Source organism: Micrococcaceae bacterium Sec5.1, assembly GCA_039636795.1.
Classification (GTDB): domain Bacteria; phylum Actinomycetota; class Actinomycetes; order Actinomycetales; family Micrococcaceae; genus Arthrobacter.
On the sequence record CP143430.1, the window covers coordinates 319,474 to 336,801 of the forward strand.

16 protein-coding genes are annotated in these 17,328 nt (G+C 62.3%); 5 read left to right on the forward strand and 11 right to left on the reverse strand.

What is annotated here, in order from left to right; all coding sequences use genetic code 11:
- Nucleotides 1-97 precede the first annotated feature (97 nt).
- A complete protein-coding gene (locus VUN82_01605; GenBank protein XAS72583.1) occupies nt 98-1,204 on the forward strand; it encodes an EAL domain-containing protein in 1,107 nt (368 codons plus the stop codon).
- Here VUN82_01605 and VUN82_01610 read toward each other — a convergent pair.
- The 3 genes from VUN82_01610 to VUN82_01620 all read right to left on the reverse strand — a co-directional run bounded on the left by VUN82_01610 (nt 1,201) and on the right by VUN82_01620 (nt 3,532).
- The gene (locus tag VUN82_01610) at nt 1,201-2,103 is read right to left on the reverse strand and encodes an SGNH/GDSL hydrolase family protein (GenBank protein XAS72584.1); all 903 of its coding nucleotides are present in this window, start codon (nt 2,101-2,103) and stop codon (nt 1,201-1,203) included. The two genes, VUN82_01605 and VUN82_01610, sit on opposite strands and share 4 nt — an antisense overlap.
- A 141-nt stretch (nt 2,104-2,244) precedes the next feature.
- On the reverse strand, nt 2,245-2,688 hold the full coding sequence (locus VUN82_01615; GenBank protein XAS72585.1) for a hypothetical protein: 444 nt from the start codon (nt 2,686-2,688) through the stop codon (nt 2,245-2,247).
- A 136-nt stretch (nt 2,689-2,824) separates the two neighbouring features.
- The gene (locus VUN82_01620; protein XAS74577.1) at nt 2,825-3,532 is read right to left on the reverse strand and encodes a FadR/GntR family transcriptional regulator; all 708 of its coding nucleotides are present in this window, start codon (nt 3,530-3,532) and stop codon (nt 2,825-2,827) included.
- Between the two features lie 137 nt (nt 3,533-3,669).
- Between VUN82_01620 and VUN82_01625 the strand changes: the two genes are divergently transcribed.
- The gene (locus VUN82_01625; protein ID XAS74578.1) at nt 3,670-4,623 is read left to right on the forward strand and encodes a cation transporter; all 954 of its coding nucleotides are present in this window, start codon (nt 3,670-3,672) and stop codon (nt 4,621-4,623) included.
- Nucleotides 4,624-4,641: 18 nt separating this feature from the next.
- On the opposite strand, the gene VUN82_01630 is transcribed toward VUN82_01625, so the two are convergent.
- Nucleotides 4,642-5,475: a helix-turn-helix transcriptional regulator gene (locus VUN82_01630; GenBank protein ID XAS72586.1), complete on the reverse strand. Its 834-nt coding sequence runs from the start codon at nt 5,473-5,475 to the stop codon at nt 4,642-4,644.
- 86 nt (nt 5,476-5,561) lie between these two features.
- Between VUN82_01630 and ilvD the strand changes: the two genes are divergently transcribed.
- Nucleotides 5,562-7,424, forward strand: coding sequence for a dihydroxy-acid dehydratase (gene ilvD, locus VUN82_01635; GenBank protein ID XAS72587.1), 1,863 nt, complete (start codon nt 5,562-5,564; stop codon nt 7,422-7,424).
- Nucleotides 7,425-7,430: 6 nt separating this feature from the next.
- Here ilvD and VUN82_01640 read toward each other — a convergent pair whose 3' ends face one another.
- Both VUN82_01640 and VUN82_01645 read right to left on the reverse strand, forming a co-directional pair.
- Nucleotides 7,431-7,667: a hypothetical protein gene (locus VUN82_01640; GenBank protein XAS72588.1), complete on the reverse strand. Its 237-nt coding sequence runs from the start codon at nt 7,665-7,667 to the stop codon at nt 7,431-7,433.
- A gap of 16 nt (nt 7,668-7,683) precedes the next feature.
- A complete protein-coding gene (locus VUN82_01645; protein ID XAS72589.1) occupies nt 7,684-9,483 on the reverse strand; it encodes a thiamine pyrophosphate-requiring protein in 1,800 nt (599 codons plus the stop codon).
- A gap of 116 nt (nt 9,484-9,599) precedes the next feature.
- On the opposite strand from VUN82_01645, the gene VUN82_01650 reads away from it, so the two are divergent.
- Nucleotides 9,600-9,839 carry a hypothetical protein gene (locus tag VUN82_01650; protein ID XAS72590.1) on the forward strand — a complete coding sequence of 80 codons (240 nt, stop codon included), beginning with the start codon at nt 9,600-9,602 and terminating at the stop codon, nt 9,837-9,839.
- Nucleotides 9,840-9,843: 4 nt separating this feature from the next.
- On the opposite strand, the gene VUN82_01655 is transcribed toward VUN82_01650, so the two are convergent.
- Entirely contained in the window at nt 9,844-12,000 is a 2,157-nt protein-coding gene (locus VUN82_01655) for a glycogen debranching N-terminal domain-containing protein (GenBank protein ID XAS72591.1), read from the reverse strand.
- A 234-nt stretch (nt 12,001-12,234) separates the two neighbouring features.
- Here VUN82_01655 and VUN82_01660 point away from each other — a divergent pair, with 234 nt between their 5' ends.
- Nucleotides 12,235-12,591 (forward strand): cupin domain-containing protein, encoded by a 357-nt coding sequence (locus VUN82_01660; protein XAS72592.1) that lies wholly within the window; start codon nt 12,235-12,237, stop codon nt 12,589-12,591.
- Between the two features lie 56 nt (nt 12,592-12,647).
- On the opposite strand, the gene VUN82_01665 is transcribed toward VUN82_01660, so the two are convergent.
- The 4 genes from VUN82_01665 to VUN82_01680 form a co-directional block, all read right to left on the reverse strand.
- Complete coding sequence (locus VUN82_01665) at nt 12,648-13,340, reverse strand: GntR family transcriptional regulator (protein ID XAS72593.1); 693 nt, start codon at nt 13,338-13,340, stop codon at nt 12,648-12,650.
- Nucleotides 13,341-13,380: 40 nt separating this feature from the next.
- Nucleotides 13,381-14,835, reverse strand: a complete 1,455-nt coding sequence (locus VUN82_01670; protein XAS72594.1) for an NAD-dependent succinate-semialdehyde dehydrogenase — start codon at nt 14,833-14,835, stop codon at nt 13,381-13,383.
- Nucleotides 14,836-14,861: 26 nt separating this feature from the next.
- Nucleotides 14,862-16,115, reverse strand: coding sequence for an aspartate aminotransferase family protein (locus tag VUN82_01675; GenBank protein XAS72595.1), 1,254 nt, complete (start codon nt 16,113-16,115; stop codon nt 14,862-14,864).
- Between the two features lie 79 nt (nt 16,116-16,194).
- A complete protein-coding gene (locus VUN82_01680; GenBank protein XAS72596.1) occupies nt 16,195-17,325 on the reverse strand; it encodes an FAD-dependent oxidoreductase in 1,131 nt (376 codons plus the stop codon).
- Between the last annotated feature and the right edge of the window lie 3 nt (nt 17,326-17,328).

The following is a 17,328-nucleotide window of genomic DNA, read 5'->3' on the forward strand; positions in this document are numbered from 1 at the left end:
CGGAAATTCTCTGTAAGATTCGTGGCAGGGCCCATGCTTTTCCGGGTCAGGTCATGTCTGGCTTAGCCAGCGGGGGATACTCATAAAGGAATATTCAATGGCTCAAGAAGCGGGCTCTTTTCCACCGGGCGGCGGTGCTGACCACCCATCAGCGGAGGACGTCAACGCGTCCACCTTTGCCCAGGGCATGACCATGCGTGAACAGGTGATGGACATCATCGATGCCATCCTCGCTGATTCTGATACCAAGAGCGAAGGGGCCAGGAACAAACTTCGCCAGCTCATCGAGGCTCGTCCGGATGATCCTGAGGGCGCTTTGCTGGAGCATCTGCTGGAAACCCGGAAGGCTTCGGCCGCAGAGCCGGCGGTTCCGATTCGGCAGGAAGTCTCCAGCGTCCACCTCGAGTCCTCTGACGCAGCGCGCACGGTGACTGTTCCCGTAAGCCAGGAGGTCCGGGAAGACATCCAGGCAATACTCGCGGACAAGCTGTTGTTGACGGCATTCCAGCCGGTCCACGCGCTGCCTGACGGAAACGTGGTGGGCGTCGAAGCGTTGACGCGGTTTGTCGGTGAGGACGGCGCCGGAGCGGATGTCTGGTTCCGCGAGGCCGCGGAAGCCGGCTTGGGGACTGAATTGGAGATCGCAGCCCTTCATTGCGCGCTGACTGCTGCAAAAGACGTCCCCAACGACATGTATGTCGCCTTGAACCTTACTCCGGCGACGTCCCGTGACCCGAGAGTCCGGAACCTGCTTGCTGCAGCGTCGCTGGCCCCGGACCGGATCATCGTTGAACTAACCGGCAGCTTGGAAGCCTTGGAAGGCCAAACGCGCGACGACGGACTTGGCCAGTTGCGCTCGCTCGGCTTGCGCGTTGCTGTCAGCGCCTCCGGAGCAGGTTTCGTTTCCATGGACCTGCTGAGCGAGCTGAGCCCCGACATCATCAAACTCGATCGCCATCTCATCGAAGGCATCGAAGGGAGCGAGGGGCAACGGATCCGGGCCAGGGCAGTGGTCGAGCTCGCCCGCGAAGTTGGAGCTGCGGTGGTCGCGGAGGGCATCGAAACTCCCGCGGAACTCAAGGAAGTCACGGCGTTAAAGGTGACTGCTGCCCAGGGATACTTGCTCGGACGCCCCTCGGTTCACCCCTTGGATTGGTCCGCCTGGAGCATTCGCGCACAAGCCGAGGCCCAGCCGACGAGCTAATTGCCCAGGGGTTCTCCTTCTCTGTGCACGTTGTGCGGATCCGTTACCACGTAGGTCCCCGGCGGCATTCCGGCGCCAAAAACAGGACCGGGATCCGGCCGCTTGGGGTGCCGATTGTCGTCGGCCAGCCGTTGCGTGAGACGTTGAAGAACCCAGGGAACCAGGTGTTCCCGAGCCCAGACGATGTCGTCCGCCCTGGCCTCCCGCCACGTGCGTGGAGGCAGGGCCTTAGGAATCATCGGCTCCAAGGTGTGCGGGACATTGAGCGTCTCGAGCACCATCATGGCGATGGTGTGCTGGCCCAGCGGGGAGAAATGCAGCCGGTCCGGATCCCACATTTGCGGGTTGGTGAGCTGGCGCAGCGCCCAGAGATCGGCGATCACGGCGTCGTGGCGGGCGGCGATGATGCGCATGTTTTCGTTGAAGATGGCTACTTTGCCACGGGCATGCCCGAGCACCGGGGTTGCACCCCAGTCGGGACCCGCGAACAGCAGGATTGTTGCGCCGGTGGCCGCCAGGACCTTCACGCCGGAATCAAGTTCGAGGGCGAGTTTGTCGGGATCGCTCCTATGGAACAGCAGGTCGTTTCCACCGGCGTTGAGCGTTATGAGATCCGGTTGCAGTTCAAGGGCCGGGGCCACTTGCTCTTCCAGGATCTGGTGGAGCAGCAGTCCCCGCACTGCGAGGTTGGCATAGGCGAAGTCCTCATGTCCGACGCTTAGTTCCTCCGCAACCCTGTCAGCCCAGCCCCTTAGTCCACCGGGGCTGCCGGGCTCCGGATCGCCAACCCCTTCGGTGAAGGAATCACCCAGCGCCACGTAGCGGCTCCACGGGTGCAGGCGGGTCCCGAAGGTGACAGGGCCACCCTGCGCCGGACCATCGGCGCTGGAGGCGTTCATTCCCCCATATTGCGCTCTCCCACGGCGCATTGCCATGGGTTGACGTGTCAAGTAGGGCGGAACGGCACCGGAAGTGACGTACGACGGCGGTACGCACCGAACGCGCGTACCTCGCGGAAGGTGCGTACCGCCGTCGTTGTTTCAGAAGCGGATGTGGACTGCGAAGCTGTCCTCGGGGTGGCCGGTGTAACGTGAGGCCGAGTTGCGGGCAGCGGCCGGTATATCGATGAAGCTTCGGGCTGTAGCGGTGAGCCCCGGGTAGTCGTCGAATGCCAGGGTCAACCGACCGTCAGCAGCGTGTTTGATGTGCACCGTGATGACTGTTTTTGGCGTCTCCGCCGGAAGGCCGGCCGTGGTGAGTGAGTAGTAAGGCGTGGTTCTCCCGCGGATATCGGCAGGAACGTTGGCCCGGATGGACCCCTCTTCCTCCAGTTCAGAGAGGCGGGCCTTGACGGTATCTTTGCAGGCCGTAACGCCGTGGGTGATGTCTGATACTTTGCTTGCGCCATTGCGAGCAAGGTAGTTGAGGATTTGGCTTCTGGTGAGTTGGGTTCGGGTGGGGGCTTTGATGGAAGTCGTTGTCATGGCCGTGTCCAAGCGGTCGACTTTTTAGTCATCATTTCCTATGGTCAGGCACCCAGTTGGGCGCAATGAGGCGGTGCGGATTCCTCGTTGAATCCGTCCGAATGGTGTGGTGGGTTGTCTCGTTCGATCCAGGGCTTCAGGGCGCCGAAACCGGTAGGACAGCCCCTAGCGATCCTTCTACGCCATGAAGGTGCCGCATCATGGCGATCCCGGCATCCTCGGCCGAGCCATTTTCGATGGCTTCAAAAATGGCCGCGTGCTCAAGTCCGGATTCCTTCCTCCGGTCCACTACCTGGTTCAAGGTGCTGGACTGGTTGGCCATGGCCTCGTCGATGTCGGAAAGCATCGAAGCGAAGACGCCATTGCCACTGCTGCGGGCGATGATTGCGTGGAACTCGGAATTGAGGATGACCCACTGTTCCAGATCGTCTTCTTTATCCATTGCCAGCAGGATTTCCCGGAGGGATTCGACATCCTGCTGGCTGCGGTGTTCCGCTGCCAAACTGGCGGCCGGCACTTCAATGTGAGGCCGGGCCTGCAGGAGTTCGCGTGCCGAATACTTGCCCAGTTTCAGGTCCTGGCCAACTTTGTCGGCGATGACGAAAGTGCCCTTGCCCGTCCGGGTTACGGTCAGGCCCAAGGCATTTGAAGACTTCAGGGCCTCGCGCACCATGGTCCTGCTGACGCCGAACTGCTGCGCCAACGTGGCTTCCGAATCCAGGCGCGAACCTACTGGGAGGCTGCCGTCTTCAATGGCAGCCCTCAGGGTGGCAAGCACTGCCTCGGCGGCACCGACCCTTACGACTTTGGTTTGTCCAGCAGTCCAGCTGTCCAACAGGCTGATCATGCAATGAATATGGCATGGCTCACAGAGTGGGGCAAGTTGTTACGCGGGGAGTTGCGCTGCCCGGCGGGCCCGAGGTGCTGCCCGGCGGGCCTGAAGTGCTGCCTGACCTGCCTCCAGTTGGGTACGGTATCTCCATGGCGGCATCCGAGAAGCGCGATAAGCCCGGTTCCACACTGCTGACCGTTGCCATTGCCTTTGCGGCGAACGCCCTCGTTGCGGCGGCCAAATCGGTGGCTGCCGTCATCACCGGATCTGCTTCCATGACTGCCGAAGCCGCACATTCTTGGGCGGACACCGGCAACCAGGTATTCCTCTTCGTGGCGGAACGGCGCTCCCGGCGCCCTCGGGACGACAGCCATCCGATGGGTTATGGCCGGGAAGCATATGTCTGGTCCATGTTTGCCGCTTTCGGGCTGTTCACCGCTGGCGCAGTGGTGTCCATAATGCACGGCATCCAGCAGATCATCACGCCGGAGCCCGCTTCGGACTTCCTGGTGGCATACGTGGTGCTGGCCGTGGCCTTTGTCCTGGAAGGAGTTTCCTTTGTCCAGGCCTTCCGCCAGACCAGGAAGATGGCCCAACAACTGGAGCGGAACACCCTGAAGCAGGTCCTTATCAGCTCTGATCCCACTTTGCGGGCCGTGTTCGCAGAGGATGCTGCTGCACTGATCGGCCTGGTGGTTGCGTTTGCCGGTGTGTTCCTGCACCAGGTCACTGGTTCGGCCGTGCTGGACGCCGTAGGCTCGATCATCGTGGGTGTTCTGCTGGCGGTTGTTGCCGTTGTGCTGATCGATCGCAACCGACGCTTCCTGGTGGGCCAAGGTGTAACGCCGGACATTGAACGTTCCATCGCCCGCCGCGTGCTCGAACACAGGGATATTGCCCGCCTCACCTACCTCCATGTGGAGTTCGTCGGCCCCCGCAAACTGTACGTCGTGGCCGCCGTCGACCTTCAGGGTGACCACCCGGAACACCAAGTGGCAGTTGCTTTGCGTCGAATCGAGCGTGAGCTGGAGGACCATGAAACGGTGGAGGAAGCCGTGCTGACGCTGGCTACTCCGGATGAAACCCCCTGGGCGGTGACTTAAGCGGACCAGGGGCGCTAGCTACAGGCCACTCACCATCAGCCGCTGCATCTGTTCGCCTGCGTCGCTCCCGGGCGCCGGTGTGTAGACCACGATGTGGAGGTCGGGCCTGTCCGACGGCGAGACCTGGTGGTGCTCCATCTGCAGTACGCCCACGGCAGGGTGATGGAAGAGCCGTTCCCGGGACTCGAAGCCCAGGATGTCGTAGCGGTCCCAGCTTTCCTGGAACTCCGGGCTGGCTTGCTTGAGCCGTTCAACTTGGAACTCAACATCGGGATCGCCCAAGCGTTGCCCCGTCTCTGCCCGGAACTCGGCAAGGAACCGCTTGCTGGTGACCTCCCAATCGGGAAGCAGATCGCGGATGTAGGGGTCGGTGAAGACAAGCCACAGCAGGTTCCTGTCGGCGGCGTCGAAGGTACCGATGTTTGGGTACAGCGCCTCATAAGCGCGATTCCAGCCGGCGATGCCCCAGTCCGGGGAAAGCGCGTAGGAAGGGTTGGGATCCAGGGCATCCAAAAGCCGCTGCACGTGAGCAGGTGCATCGGCCGCGACGGGACCGGCAGGAGGGGAGGACGAATAGCCGCCCAAGGACAGAACGTAGCTAAGCCCCGTATCGGATAAATGCAGTGTGCGGGCTACGGCCTCCAGCACCTGCCGGGAAGGGCTGATATCCCGGCCTTGCTCAAGCCAGGTGTACCAAGTGACGCTGACTCCCGACAGGAATGCGATCTCTTCCCGGCGGAGGCCGCGCTCCCGGCTCCGCCCCACCGGAGGAAGTCCGTAGTCAGAACGCAGGGCTTGGTTTCGGCGGGTCCTGAGGAAGAGTCCCAGTTCCTTGCGCCTCTCATCTTTCACGGACTCAACACTATTACTCTGGTACTTTCACTACTAGTAGCAGCACCGTCTTCCGCCAGCCGTAGAACAACAGCAGGATGGTAACCATGCCTGCACTTCGCTCCAGAACAGTTACCCACGGCCGCAACATGGCCGGCGCCCGCGCACTGCTGCGCGCCTCCGGCGTCGCCAACACGGACATCGGTAAGCCGATCATCGCCGTCGCCAACAGTTTCACCGAGTTCGTTCCCGGCCACACCCACCTTGCTCCCGTGGGCCGGATCGTCTCCGACGCGATCCTCGCCGCCGGTGCGGTGCCGCGCGAATTCAACACCATCGCCGTGGACGACGGCATCGCCATGGGCCACTCCGGCATGCTCTACTCCCTGCCTTCCCGCGACCTGATCGCGGACTCCGTTGAGTACATGGTCAACGCCCACTGCGCGGACGCCCTGGTCTGCATCTCCAACTGCGACAAGATCACCCCGGGCATGCTCATGGCCGCGCTGCGCTTGAACATCCCGGTAGTGTTCGTCTCCGGCGGTCCCATGGAGGCTGGCCGCGTGACCCTGACCGACGGCTCCGTGCGCTCCCTGGACCTGGTTAACGCGATTGCCGACGCCGTAGACGAATCCATCTCCGATGAAGACATCAACCTCATCGAAGAGAACGCTTGCCCCACCTGTGGTTCGTGCTCTGGCATGTTTACGGCCAACTCCATGAACTGCCTTGCCGAGGCCATCGGCCTGGCACTGCCGGGCAACGGCTCCGTGCTGGCGACCCACACCGCCCGCAAGGCGCTGTACGAGAAAGCCGGCGCCACCGTCGTCGAGCTCGTGAAGCGCTATTACGACGGCGACGACGACTCCGTTCTGCCGCGCTCCATCGCCACTGCCGAGGCCTTTGACAACGCCATGGCCCTGGACATCTCCATGGGCGGCTCCACCAACACGATCCTCCACCTGCTGGCCGCAGCCCAGGAAGCGGGCGTGGACTACGGCCTGGAAGAGATGGACGCCAAGTCCCGCCAGGTTCCCTGCCTGGCCAAGGTGGCCCCGAACGTCGCCGGAGACAAGACCTATTACATGGAAGACGTGCACCGCGCCGGCGGCATCCCCGCGCTGCTGGGTGAGCTCAACCGCGGTGGCCTCCTGCACAAGAACGTCCACTCGGTGCACTCCAACGACCTGGATGGCTGGCTGGACGACTGGGACATCCGCGGGGGCAAGGCCACGGAAGAGGCGCAGGCGTTGTGGCATGCAGCTCCCGGTGGCGTGCGTTCCTCCACCGCGTTCTCTCAGTCAAACCAGTGGACCTCCCTGGACACCGATGCCGAGGGTGGCTGCATCCGTTCGGTGGAGCACGCGTACTCCAAGGACGGCGGTCTGGCTGTACTGCGCGGCAACGTAGCAGTGGACGGCGCCGTGGTGAAGACCGCAGGCGTGGACGAGTCCATCTGGACCTTCGAAGGCCCAGCAGTTGTGTGCGAGTCACAGGACGAAGCTGTGGAAAAGATCCTGAACAAGACCATCAAGGAAGGCGACGTGGTGGTCATCCGCTACGAAGGCCCCCGAGGCGGACCGGGTATGCAGGAAATGCTGTATCCCACCTCGTTCTTGAAGGGGCGCGGCCTGGGCAAGAAGTGCGCCCTCATCACGGACGGCCGCTTCTCCGGCGGCACGTCCGGACTGTCGATCGGGCACATCTCCCCGGAGGCTGCCTCCGGCGGCGCCATCGCCCTGGTGGAGGACGGTGACATTATCAGCATCGACATCACGCAGCGCTCCCTCCAGTTGGAGGTGTCGGAGGAGATTCTCGCCGAACGCCGGGAAAAGCTCGAAGTCAACGGCGGCTACAAGCCTAAGGATCGCGAGCGCCACGTTTCGCCGGCGCTGCGCGCCTACGCCGCCATGGCACTGTCCGCGGACAAGGGAGCCGTGCGCGACGTCTCATTGGTGGAGAACCTCTAGGGTCAGTCAGGACTGTTCGGGCGCTTCTTCGTTGGCGATTGCTTCGATCCAATCGATGGCTTCGTCGGGCATCTGCAGTCCCGGACTTTCCTCGTCCGCGACCCACCACGAATCAGCTGATTGTGGTCCGCCGGCCCCTGCGATCTCGGCAACGATTTCCGGGGGCACGGCGGCGCCGTTGTTATTTATCAACCATTCACGGGTCATGGGACTCAACTGCGTCCACCACTGCTGCATGCTCATTGAAACTGCTCCATGTTCATTGGGACTCCATCTCCGCATAACTGTCCAGTAACTTCCGGGCCCGCTCGCCGTCGGCGCCTTCAGCTGCCAGCGCGGACCGCATGTCTTCGAGTTTCTTTTCCCCGGCAGGGAAGGGCGGGAGCAGCGGGATGTCCGGATCTGTCAGGACCTCCAGGACTGCAGGGCGGTCCAGCGAGAACGCGTAATCCCACGCGTCGCCGAGCTTGGCCGGGTCCTCCACGCGTATTCCGGCCAAGCCCAGCAGCTCCGCATAGGCGGCATAAGGAAAGTCCGGGATCTCCTGGCTGGCATTGAAGCGCGGTTCGGCCTCGTTTTCGCGCTGCTCCCAGGAGACCTCAGCAAGGTCGCGGTTGTTGAAAACGCACACCACGAACCTGGGATCCGCCCAGCTGCGCCAACGATGCGCCACGGTGATCAGCTCGGCGATACCCAGCATCTGCATCCCGCCATCGCCGGCAAGTGCCACCAGAGGCCGGTCCGGGTAGGCAAGTTTGGCAGCCAGACCGTAGGGAATCGCGCAGCCCATGCTGGCGAGCGTGCCGCTCAGATGGGCCGGGACTCCCGCCGGGAGGGTCAGCTGGCGTGCGTACCAGTAAACGCAACTGCCGACGTCGATACTCAACTGTGCGTTGTCCGGAAGCCTGCCATTGAGTTCGCGGACCACGAGTTCCGGGTTCACGGGATTGGCGGGTATGTTTGCGCGTTCCTCTGAAAGGTGACGCCAGGCGCGGACCTGGGTTTCGACGTCGGAACGCCACTGGGCGCGTGCGCTTTCCGCCTGGTTGGGCTGCTGACCGAGCCGCTGGGTGAGCTGGTCCAGTGTCTCTGCGGCGTCGCCCACCAACCCGACCTCCACCGGGTAGCGGTTGCCGATCTTCCGCCCATCAATGTCGATCTGGACAGCTTTGGCAGTTCCAGGTTTCGGGTAGAACTCCGTCCAGGGATCGTTCGAGCCGATAATCAGCAGGGTGTCGCAGTTGTTCAGGAGATAGGAACTCGCAGTAGTGCCGAGGTGGCCCATGGTGCCGGCAGCGAAGGGGAGCGATTCGTCGACGTACGGCTTCCCCAGCAGGCTGGTGGTGATGCCGGCCTGCAGCTTTTCGGCCAGCGCTTGGACCTCGGTCCGGGCACCGCGGGCTCCCTGGCCCACCAGGAAGGCTACCCGCTCACCTTTGGAAAGGATCTCGACGGCGGCATCCAGGTCTTCCTCCCGCGGCATCACCCGTGCGGGGTGCCATACCGGGGCCGTGACAACGATTCCGTGCTCATGTTCAAGTTCGGGAGCCTGGGCGGATTGGATGTCGTGCGGGATGATCACGACGCACGGGGACTTGGTCTCCAGGGCTGTACGGAACGCCCGATCCAGGAGCATGGGAACCTGTTCTGGTGAGCTGGCGAGCTGTGCGAACTGCGCAGCAACGTCCTTAAAGACGGTTAGCAGGTCGATTTCCTGCATGTAGGCCGAGCCCAGGACGGTGGTGCTTTGCTGGCCAATGATGGCCACCACTGGAACGCCGTCCATCTTGGCGTCGTAGAGTCCGTTGAGCAGGTGGATAGCGCCAGGACCTTGCGTCGATGTCACCACCCCGACGCCCCCGGTGTACTTTCCGTGCCCCACGGCCATGAAGGCGGCTGCTTCTTCGTGCCTTGCCTGCACGAATTCCACGGCATCCTGTGCTCTGCGGAGCGCGCCCATGAAACCGTTGATGCCGTCGCCGCTGTAGCCGAAAACTCTGTCTACGCCCCACGCTTGAAGGCGTTCCACGATGAGATCCGAAACTGTTCGCTCGGCCATGCCAGAAATTCCTCTCGCCAGGTACTATCGTCAATTGTTGACAATTGCTACGCTTGCTTCATCACCTGAAACCCGGGCCAAGCATCCGCTGAAGCCCCTTGCGTGAAGGACCCCCCATGAAGAAGCGACGCCCCGCTACCCTGGCTCCAGAGCTCGTTGAAACATCGCGCACGGGGCACCATTGCCCCAAGACCGGATGGTGGTCTGTCGCGGGAGACCCGAGGGACGCCCGGCTCATTACCAAGGGCGAGGTGATGCCTGCCCTGCACGGCACGCCGGCACTCTGGATCATGCGCGAAACGGCTGCTGGGACCCAAACGGCCCGCCCTGCCGCCAACTTGATGGCAACTTCATAGCCAATCAGCCCTCCTTCCGGAGGCCGGCCTGCTGCACAAGTTCGGTCAACCAGGGTCGGTGTCCTCTATGGAAAACCATCCCTTCCGGAAGCCCCTGCACCGTGGGAACGGAATCGGCGATATCGATCGTTACCCGGCCGCCACCCATGGGCGCGTTGGTGATATGCAGGTCGCCGTAGGACGCTGGCAGTTGGGGATCCATCCAGAACCCGCCACGCGACACATGGGCGTCGTACCGCATCAGGCTGGTGATCAGTTGGATGGGTGAGGTGGCCGCCCACGCTTGCGGCGAGCATGCGGTGGGATACGGTACGGGCTCGCTGTATTGCTCCCTGCTGAAGCCACAGAACAGCTCCGGGAGGCGCCCTTCGGAGTAGTCGGCCGCTTCGAGCAAGGCCGTCGAAATTCGTTGGGCCTCCTCCACGAATCCGTAGCGCATCAGCCCTGCCGCGATAACGGCATTATCGTGCGGCCACACGGAACCGTTGTGATAGCTGGCCGGGTTGTAGGCGCCCATGTCGGTTCCGAGGGTGCGCACACCCCACCCGCTGAACATCTCCGGAGACATCAGCCGTTCGGCCACGAGTGGTGCCTTATCCTGGTCCACCAGCCCCACCCACAGGCAGTGGCCCATATTCGAGGCGCACGCGTCAACCTGCCGTTTCTTGCCGTCCAGAGCGATGGCGTAATAGCCGCGGTCCGGCATCCAGAACTGTTCGTTGAACCGGACCTTTAACTCCGCCGCGCGGTCCGCGAGTTCTTGGGCCAAAGGTGCGTCACCGGCGTCGTAGGCTATCCACGCCCGTGCCATGTACGCGTCATAGACGTACGCCTGAACCTCGCAGAGGGCGATAGGCGGCTCAGCCAAGCGCCCGTCCGCAAAATTGATGCCGTCCCACGAGTCCTTCCAGCCCTGGTTGATCAGCCCGCGATCATTGAGCCGCTGATATTCGACGAACCCATCACCGTCCCTGTCGCCATAGTCCCGGATCCAGTCCAGGGCCCTGTCCGCGTTGGGCAGCAAGGCCGCAATGGTGTCCTTGGCGAAACCCCACCGGCTGACGGAACCCAGCAGCACCACGAACAGCGGCGTGGCATCGATGCTGCCGTAGTAAACGGATTTGCCGCCGAGCGACAGTCCGCTGGAGACGTCCAGCCTGACTTCGTGCAGGATCTTCCCGGGCTCTTCCTCGTTGATGGGATCCACCACCTTGCCTTGCCGGTCAGCGAGAGTTTGCAGCGTGCCCAGGGCGAGTGACGGATCAACGGGCATGGCCATCTCCGAGGCCCACAGGGAGTCACGGCCAAACAGCGTCATGAACCATGGCGCTCCTGCCGCCACAACCACCCTGTCCGGGTGAGTGGGGTCTTCAATGCGGAGGGCGCCGAGATCGTCATAGCTGCGCCGCAGCGTCCTCTCGATGGAGTGGTTGCCCATGTGCAGCACGGGAATTTTGGCCACCCATTCCTGGCGGCGCTGATCGCTGCGGGACAGCTCGCCGACGGCGGGACGCACCACAGGCGCTGCAGGCGCCCCTCCCTCAGTTCCGGGAGCAATGGTGACCACGGTGCTCCAGTGCCCGCGTGGAGGGATAGTGGTCTGATATCTGAGGCCCTCGCGGGTCGCCTCGGCAACATCGGAACTTACGACGACGGACTTCCGGACATCCTGCCACCTGGAGCGGATGGTCAGTGTGTTGTGGTGGTACTCGCGGGACTCCTCCCACTGCCTCTGGACCCGCGCTTCCTTGACTTCGAAAACGTCCGCGAAGTCCGAGCCCACTGCGAATTCGACCAAACATTCCACGGGTTCCATCGAATGGTTGCGGATAGTGACGTGCTCGACCATTCCCACGCCTACTTCCCGTAAGCGCTCCACGATCAGCGGTGTATCCGCATACCCGTCGGATCGTGTGACGCGGCCGGCGAAGGCTGCCCTGTAGGGCTCTTTTGTCTGGGCGGTCAGAGGCTCCAGCGACTGGCCGTTGATGGTGAGGACCCAATCGGACAGGACCCGGGTGTCCTGGAAAAACATGCCGTGGGGATGATCCGGGTGAATATCGCCGTTAGGCAGGGAGATGCAGAAGGACGTGCCTTCCACCAGGGTGACAGTCCCGGCGCCGAGGGGACCGGCTGCTGTATCCGCGTTCCATCCAGCCACTGTATGGCTCCTCTAAGAACCAAGGACGGCCAGTCCCTGTTCCGGGCTCCCGGCTGTCCTGCTACATCGTCACCTCGACGGTACTCTTGCTGGCCTGCCGGGGCTAGCAGGGCGTCCGCTGAATATTTTCTCCTTCAAGCCTATCGTCGATTGTTGACAATTGCTAGGATGGAAACTGTGCTTTCCAAAGACGGCAGGCACGTTCAAAAGGGCCCAGCCCCAGAAGGAGAATCCATGATCAAGGCCACTGTCATGAGCGACGCAACAACGCAGGACCCGGGGGAGCACATCCCTAAGGCAACCACCAGCACACCGGGCCAGACCGAGGTCTCGTTCCGTTTGTGGGCCCGCGACAACCACAAGACGGGCATCTGGGAGGTCACGCCGGGCGTGTTCAGGAGCACCCGTCCGGGTTACGACGAGATCTGCCAGATCCTCAGTGGCAAGGCGACCATCACGGAAGAAGACGGAACCAGCTTCGACATCGGTCCCGGAACGTTGTTCGTTACTCCGGCAGGATGGACGGGTACCTGGACCATCCACGAGACGCTGCGGAAGATGTGGGTTGTCACGGACGTTCCCACAAGCTAACTCGCAAGGAAGGGCCCGGTTCAACTGAACCGGGCCCTTCCTGTATGAAGACTTTCCTAAGCAGTAATTCCCGTTGCTTCCGGGCTGGAAGTAAGGTCCTCCACGGCCTTTTGCATATGGCGTTTGATGGCCTGCTGGAGTCCATCGCGGTCCCGGGCCTCGAGGAGGTCAAGGAGCTGCTGGTGCTCCTGCACAAGTGCATCAATGCGGGGATATGCCACCTCCAGGCTCAAAATACACATCCTGGATTCGGCAGCAAGAGTCTCATAAATACGTATGAGCCGCGTGTTTCCAGTGCCTGAAACAAAGGCCGTGTGGAATTGCATGTCGAGGCGGGCAATGGCCTGCCAGTCCGAGGCCGCAACCTGCTTGGCCATGTTCCGGATGATGCCCTTGAGCTCTCGGCAGGTATCCGCCACCTGCTCTGCGTCCGAGTCCAAAAGCGTGTTTGCCGCGGCCAACTCCACTGCTTCACGGACAGCGTAGATCTCTTTGACATCCTGCGTGGAAAGCTCCAGCACGAAGACACCGCGGTTGCGCTTGCTCACCAGGATGCCTTCCTGGCAAAGCCGTTGGAGAGCCTCGCGGAGCGGACCCCGCGAAGTGCTCAGCTGGCTGGCCAAGGCAGATTCATTGACCTGCTGGCCAGGTCTGAAGGCCCCTTGGACAATGAGCTCACGTAATTGGTCAGCGATCAGCTGGGCCGTGGGCCGGCCTTCCAATACGAACATTCCCTCCGGTGCCGCCATTGACATCCCCTCATTTCATGCTTCGGCAATTTTGAAACTATTAGACCGCTATTGCGGTGTACTTGTACTCCAGGAATTCTTCGATTCCAATTTTTCCGCCCTCGCGTCCGAGTCCGGATTGCTTGACGCCGCCGAACGGTGCCGCGGGGTTGGAAACCAGGCCGGTGTTCAGGCCGACCATTCCGACTTCCAGTTCCGCGGAGAACCGCAGTGCCTTGTCCATGCTCTCTGTGAACACGTATCCCACCAGGCCCCACTCAGTATCGTTTGCCAGGCGGAGAACTTCGTCCTCACTGTCGAATGCGGTGATCGCTGCCACCGGACCGAAGATTTCAGTGCTCATCAGCGCGGCGTCCGTGGGGACATCCACCAGGACAGTAGGGGTGTAGAAATAGCCGGGGCCATCCGGACGGCTTCCGCCGGTCAGTACGCGTGCTCCCTTGGATACTGCATCTGCAACGAGGCTTTCGACCTTTTCCAAGCCCTTCTGTTCGATGAGGGGCCCGACGTCGGTACCAGCCTTGGCGCCGTTGCCTACCTGCAATTCTGACATCTTCTTGGAGAACTTCTCGCCAAATTCCTCTACGACGGAGCGGTGGACGAAGAAGCGGTTTGCTGCCGTGCAAGCCTCGCCCATGTTGCGCATCTTGGCCTTCATGGCACCGTCCACGGCCTTTTCGATGTCTGCATCGGCCAGCACGATGAACGGGGCGTTGCCGCCGAGCTCCATGGAGGAGCGCATCACGTTGTCCGCCGCCTGCTTCAGCAGAACCTTGCCCACTTCCGTGGAACCAGTGAAGCTGATCTTTCGGGCGATGCCACTGTCAGTCCAGGTCCGAACCACCGAGGAGGCAGTGGAGGTTGTCACAACATTCAGCACACCGTCGGGAAGGCCGGCCTCTTTGAACAGGGCCACCAGAGCCAGCGACGTCAACGGTGTCAGCTCAGCAGGTTTGAACACCATGGTGCAGCCCGCAGCAACGGCCGGGGCGATCTTGCGGGCACCCATGGCGAGCGGGAAGTTCCACGGAGTCACCAGGACAGAGGGGCCAACTGGTTCCTTGGTAATGAGGATGCGGGTGTTTCCATCCACGGAGCTGGCGCTGTCACCACCAATGCGGACTGCTTCTTCCGAGAACCAGCGGAGCATTTCGGCGCCATAGGCTACCTCGCCCCTAGCTTCTGGGAGTGGCTTGCCCATCTCCGCCGTCATGATCGCGGCGAGCCGGTCGGTGTTGGCGATCACCAGGTCAAAAGCGCGTCGAAGGATATCGGCACGCTGACGAGGTGTGGACTTGCTCCACTCCGCCTGTGCGCGACCCGCTGCCTGAATAGCCAAGGCAGCGTCTTCAGGGCCGCCGTCGGCAACGTGGGCAATCACTTCGTTCGTGGCAGGGTTTTCAACGGCGAAGGTGGCACCACTGGCGGCCTTCTGCCACGTTCCGTCAATGAACAGGTCCGTTGGGATGGTGGAGGGATCAAAGGAGGTAGTCATGGTCGCTCTTTCAGTGATCAGGGGGACTAGGAGGTGGCCGTTTTGAGCACCTGCGTGAACTTGGACAGGCCCTGCTGAATTTCATCGCTGCTGACATTCAGGGCGGGGATGAGGCGAATAACGTTGCCGTGCGGACCGCAGGTGAGGAGCAGGAGTTCTTCCTTGATGGCGGCCTGTTGGACGGCGAGGGCAGTTGCTGCGTCCGGGGTGTTGTCGGCGGCGGTGAATTCGACGCCCTGCATCAGGCCGCGGCCACGCACGTTGCCGATTCCTGCGAATTCCGCTTGCAGATTGTCCAGTCCTGCCCGCAGTTCGTCACCGCGGAGCAAGGCGTTCTCCACGAGGTTCTCGCGCCGGATCACACCCAAAGTTGCGACGCCGGCTGCTGCCGCGACTGCGTTTCCGCCATAGGTTCCGCCCTGGGAACCTGGCCAAGCCTTGCCCATCAAGTCGGCGGAGGCGGCGATTGCGGAGATGGGGAAGCCGCTGGCAAGTCCCTTGGCGGTGATCACGACGTCGGGGCTGATTCCTGCCCAGTCGTGTCCCCAGAACTTGCCGGTGCGGCCGACTCCCGCCTGGACCTCGTCCAGGATGAGCACGATGCCGTGCTTGTCGGCGCGCTCACGCAGGCCTTGGAGGAATGCGACAGGGGTGGGGATGTACCCGCCGTCACCCAGAACCGGTTCGATGATGAAACCGGCCGTATCGCTGGGGGCGCTGATGGTCATCAGAAGGTGGTCGAGTTCCTTCAGGGCGAATTCGACGGCGGTGGCTTCGTCCCAGCCGTACCGGTACCAGTGCGGGAACGGGGCAACGTGCACGCCACCCATGATGGGGGAGAACCCCGAGCGGAATTTGGTTCCCGCGGTAGTCAAGGAGGCGGCCGCTACTGTGCGCCCGTGGAACCCACCCTGGAAGGAGATGATGTTGGGCCGTCCGGTGGCCATGCGGGCCAGACGGATGGAGGCCTCTACTGCTTCAGAGCCGGAGGTTGCGTAGAAGACGCTGTCCAAGCCCTGTGGCAGGACGCCACCCAGCAGTTCCGTGAGTTCCAGGAGGGGCTTGTGCATCACGGTGGTGTACTGGGCATGGACAATCTTGCCCACCTGTTCGCGGGCTGCGGCCACCACATCGGGGTGGCAGTGTCCGGTGCTGGTGACGCCGATTCCGGTGGTGAAATCCAGGTACTTCTTGCCGTCTGTGGCGTGGATCCAACTACCGGACGCGTAGTCCACGACCACTGGAGTGGCCTGCTTCAGGATGGGGCTAAGTGTTGCCATGGCTTCATACTTTCTTAGTAACTGTAGATTGTCAACAATACGCGATTCGCGGGTCATTAGCCCGCGAATCGTGTGATGCCTAGTTCTTGAACCTCTGTGGACGGACGAAGTCCAGGCCGTCAAAGCCGCCCTTGCCCAGTGCCTCGCTGGCAGCAATCTGGCCGTAGCCGGAAGCCATCTTGAAGCCGGCTCCGGAGAAACCGGTGGCGGAGTAGATCCGGCCGGACTCAGTGAAGAAGCCCAGAAGGGGCTGCGAATCCGAGGTGAAGAGGTCCGGGAAGGCATCCGAGCGGACGATGCTGGGAACCAAGCCCGGGAAGAATTCGGTAATCGTCTCAGTGGTTTCTGCAATCTCCGCTTTGGTCAGCTCCCTGGGCACTGAGTCTGCAGCCGGGGTTGGTGCCCCGCGGCCATCAAGCGTGGCTTTAACGGTGACGCCGTCCACCGCGGGCGCTCCATACATGGAGCGATCGCCGGAAATCCTGATGAAGATGGGGAACTTCTCCGGCGTGAACTGGGTTGCGTCGCGGGCGACGAACCAGCTCAGGAAAATCCTGCGGGTTTCCGTGTGTGCCTTCAGGTACTCGGGCATGAGCTGCTGGGACCACCCACCGGATGCGATGATCACCCGTTCGAAGGTCCAGGACTGTTCGCCGGAGGTGACGACAACGCCGTCGTTGGTTTCGGTGATGCTGCTGACAGGAGTATTGCTGAGGACGGTTGCCCCGTTTGCCTGTGCCGCTGCAACCGCCGCGGTAACTGCCCGATCCGTGCGAAGTGCGCCGCCGAAGGGATCGTAAACGGCTACGTCATCAGCCCGGAGGTTGTGCTGCGGGTAGCGTTCCGCCATTTCCTCACGAGTGAGGATTTGGTGCCTCGCTCCGTTGATCCGGGTAGTTTCCAGCAGCTTGGGAATGTAGGGTCCATCAACTGTGCCGATGGAGAGTCCGCCACACCGGGTGAGGATATCCTGTCCCGTTTCTGCTTCGAGCTCGGCCCAGAGATCCCGTGAGCGCTCCAGGATGGGGTAGTAGTCCGGCCTTCCCCTGTAAAGCATCCGGAACAGGCGGGTGTCACCACCTACCGCACTTCGGCCATGCCCGGGGGCGTGTGCTTCGATGCCGACCACGGAATCGGACAACCGTGAGGCCTGCCAGAGTGCCATGCTTCCGATGCTGCCCAGGCCGATGACGGCGAGTTTTCCATCCATCGC

What these genes read in the sequence shown, in the direction of transcription:
- ilvD (XAS72587.1), top strand. Translation starts at nt 5,562, where the DNA reads ATGCCTGCACTTCGCTCCAGAACAGTTACCCACGGCCGCAACATGGCC.
- VUN82_01675 (XAS72595.1), bottom strand. Translation starts at nt 16,115, where the DNA reads ATGGCAACACTTAGCCCCATCCTGAAGCAGGCCACTCCAGTGGTCGTG.
- VUN82_01610 (XAS72584.1), bottom strand. Translation starts at nt 2,103, where the DNA reads ATGAACGCCTCCAGCGCCGATGGTCCGGCGCAGGGTGGCCCTGTCACC.
- VUN82_01625 (XAS74578.1), top strand. Translation starts at nt 3,670, where the DNA reads ATGGCGGCATCCGAGAAGCGCGATAAGCCCGGTTCCACACTGCTGACC.
- VUN82_01660 (XAS72592.1), top strand. Translation starts at nt 12,235, where the DNA reads ATGATCAAGGCCACTGTCATGAGCGACGCAACAACGCAGGACCCGGGG.
- VUN82_01650 (XAS72590.1), top strand. Translation starts at nt 9,600, where the DNA reads ATGAAGAAGCGACGCCCCGCTACCCTGGCTCCAGAGCTCGTTGAAACA.
- VUN82_01645 (XAS72589.1), bottom strand. Translation starts at nt 9,483, where the DNA reads ATGGCCGAGCGAACAGTTTCGGATCTCATCGTGGAACGCCTTCAAGCG.
- VUN82_01670 (XAS72594.1), bottom strand. Translation starts at nt 14,835, where the DNA reads ATGACTACCTCCTTTGATCCCTCCACCATCCCAACGGACCTGTTCATT.
- VUN82_01680 (XAS72596.1), bottom strand. Translation starts at nt 17,325, where the DNA reads ATGGATGGAAAACTCGCCGTCATCGGCCTGGGCAGCATCGGAAGCATG.
- VUN82_01615 (XAS72585.1), bottom strand. Translation starts at nt 2,688, where the DNA reads ATGACAACGACTTCCATCAAAGCCCCCACCCGAACCCAACTCACCAGA.
- VUN82_01665 (XAS72593.1), bottom strand. Translation starts at nt 13,340, where the DNA reads ATGGCGGCACCGGAGGGAATGTTCGTATTGGAAGGCCGGCCCACGGCC.
- VUN82_01605 (XAS72583.1), top strand. Translation starts at nt 98, where the DNA reads ATGGCTCAAGAAGCGGGCTCTTTTCCACCGGGCGGCGGTGCTGACCAC.
- VUN82_01640 (XAS72588.1), bottom strand. Translation starts at nt 7,667, where the DNA reads ATGAGCATGCAGCAGTGGTGGACGCAGTTGAGTCCCATGACCCGTGAA.